Origin of the sequence: Halochromatium sp., from assembly GCF_046541315.1 — a bacterium.
Taxonomy (GTDB): domain Bacteria; phylum Pseudomonadota; class Gammaproteobacteria; order Chromatiales; family Chromatiaceae; genus Lamprobacter.
Map to the genome: position 1 here is coordinate 1 of NZ_JBKHDN010000285.1, position 2756 is coordinate 2756.

1 protein-coding gene is annotated in these 2756 nt (G+C 65.0%); it reads left to right on the plus strand.

Annotated elements, in window-relative coordinates:
• Positions 1-51 precede the first annotated feature (51 nt).
• Positions 52-2756: XrtA/PEP-CTERM system TPR-repeat protein PrsT (prsT, locus tag ACLFQI_RS13205; RefSeq protein WP_410760008.1), on the plus strand; the 2705-nt coding region annotated here is incomplete at its 3' end.

Here is a 2756-nt window from a genome sequence, read left to right on the forward strand (position 1 = left end):
ACGCCGGCCATCACATTCAGCGGTCTCATCGGTATGCACAGGAGCAGCACCATGCGCAAAGCAACCCTGACGAACGTCCACCATCGCCTCACCGCCAACCAGCGCCGGCCGCTGCTTGCCGCCTTCCTCCTCGTCACCGCCTGCGGGCAGACCTCCTTCTCTGCCGAGGAGCACGTCGCGCAGGCGCAACAGGCCTATGCCGAGGGCGATTTGCGCACCGCCATCATCGAGATCAAGAACGCCCTGCAGCAGGACCCGAGCCAGGCCGAGGCGCGCCGTCTGCTCGGCGAATACAGTCTCGCAGCTGGCAACGCCGCCGAGGCCGAGGCCGAACTGGTGCGCGCTCAAGACCTCGGCGCCGACCCGGACCAACTACGCCTGCCGCTGCTGCGCGCCTGGCTGATGCAAGGCAAGATTGATCAAGTCATCGCGGCGACCGATGATGCCGAGGCCTCGTTCGACAGCGCACAACGCCCTCAGGCACTGACCCTGCGCGGACAAGCATTGCTCACAGAGGGACGAACCGAAGAGGCCCGCGCAACCCTGCGGGACGCACTCGAACTCGAGCCCACCAACGCCGATGCGCTGCTCGGCATGGCCTGGGTCGAATGGCTCGAAAAAGACGTCGACGCCACGCGCGAGGCGCTGCAAGCAGCCCTCGACAGTGACCCGGAATCCAACCGCGCCTGGGAACTACTCGGCGACCTGGAGCGCGATGGCGGACAATTCGAGGAGGCTGAAGCGGCCTACAGCAAGGCCGTGGAAACCACCAACCAGCCCTTCACCCCGCGTTTCAAGCGCGCCCTGACCCGGATCTTCCAGCAAGATTACGCAGGTGCCGAGCAAGACCTGCATGACCTGCGCAAACAGGCTGACCAAAATCCGGCGGTCAGCTACGTCAGCGGCCTGATCGCCTTCTATCAGCAAGACTACGAGCGGGCGCGCCCGGACTTTGAAGAGGCCTTGTCGCGCGATCCCGACTACCTGCCGGCGATGTTCTACCTGGGCGCGACCCAATACGCGCTGGAGAACTGGGGGCAAGCCGAGAGCTATCTGAGCCGTTATACCCGGCAGGTTCCCCATTCATCGGAAGCCAACCGCCTGTTGGCCCTGACCCGCCTGCGCGATGGCGACAGCGAGCGCGCCGAGCGCGCCCTGAACGCCGTGCTGGAAACCAATCCGGAGGATCGCGCGACCCTGGCGTTGATGAGCAACCTGTATCTCGCTCAAGGTCGCGCCGACGAGGCCCTGCATCATCTGCGCAAGGTCATCGCCATGGAGCCGGACTCTGCTACCACGCGCGCGCAGCTTGGGCTCGCACTGGTGCAGGAAGGCCAGCGCGAGGAAGGCTTCAGCGAGCTGGAACGTGCGCTTGAGCTGGCACCCGGCGAAGGCAACCTCCGCCTTGAGGTGGCGATGATCATGGAACGGCTGCGCGCCAAAGAATACGAACAAGCCCTGACCCTGATCGAACGCCTCGACCAACGCGAGGAGGTCAGCCCGGCGCTGTATTACAACCTCAAAGGGCTGGCTTACGTTGCCCAAGGCGATACCGAGAAGGCCGAGGCCGTGTTTCGCGAGGGGCTGGACAGCGTCCCCGATGCAAAAGCCGATCTGGCGAGCAACCTGACCGGCCTCCTCGCCCGCGACGGACGCCTGGACGAGGCGCGCGAACTGGCGACCCAGTACCTGGAGGACTCTCCCGAGCACCTTGGATTGCTCTCCAATCTCGCCCGGCTCAGCATGGCGGCGGACGACACCGAACAGGCCGAAAACCTGCTGAAGCGGGCGGTCGCGGCTCATCCTCAAGCCCTGCAGCCCCGGCGCGGCCTGGCCGAGATCTATCTGCAAACCGATCGCGCAGAAGAGGCCGTGAGCGTGCTGCGCGAGGGCGAGGAGGACCACGGCGACGCGGTGGACTGGCTGCGGCTGATGACGCTGGCACTGTTGAATAGCGGCGATCGGGAAGCCGCCGTCGAGACTCTAAGACGCCTGCGGGAACAGCAACCGAATTCCGCCGATGTGCCGCTCTTGCTTGGCCGTCTCCTGATCGATCTCGGGCAACGAGACGAGGGTCGCGCGGCGCTGGAAGACGCCCTGCAACTGCGCCCCGACCATCTCGAAGCGCGGCTGCTCGTCGTCGAACTGCTGACCCAAGACGGCGAGCTTGAACGCGCGTCCGAGATGCTGGCTCCGGCATTGGAAACCGATCCCGACAACCCGCAGGTTCTAGGCCGTGTCGGGGCCATTGCCTACAACCAAGGCCGCATCGAAGCGGCGCTCGAGGCATTTCAGCAAGCCGTCGCACAAGCCCCGGATGATCGTTTCCTGGTCGCTGCTCTAGCCCAAGCCCAGTACCAAGCAGGCGACGCGGAGGCCTCGCTGGAGACCCTCTCCAACTGGCTCGACGAGCGTCCGGACGATGAGGGGATGCGTCTACTGCTCGCCAATCAACTGCTTGCGATGCAGCGCGATGACGAGGCGATCACCGCCTATCGACGCCTGCTCGAGAGCAACCCGGATAACCCGCTGGTGCTGAACAACCTCGCCTGGCTACTGCGGCAGACAGACACCGACGAGGCCCTGCGTCTTGCCAATCTGGCGGTCGAGCTTGCCCCGGATGCTGGCACGATTCTGGATACCAGGGGCAGCATCGAGATGGAGCAAGGCGACTACGACGCCGCCGTCAGCAGCTTTGAGCAAGCGGTGGAGCTGAGTCCGGAAGCCCCATCGATTCGGCTCAATCTGGCCAAGGC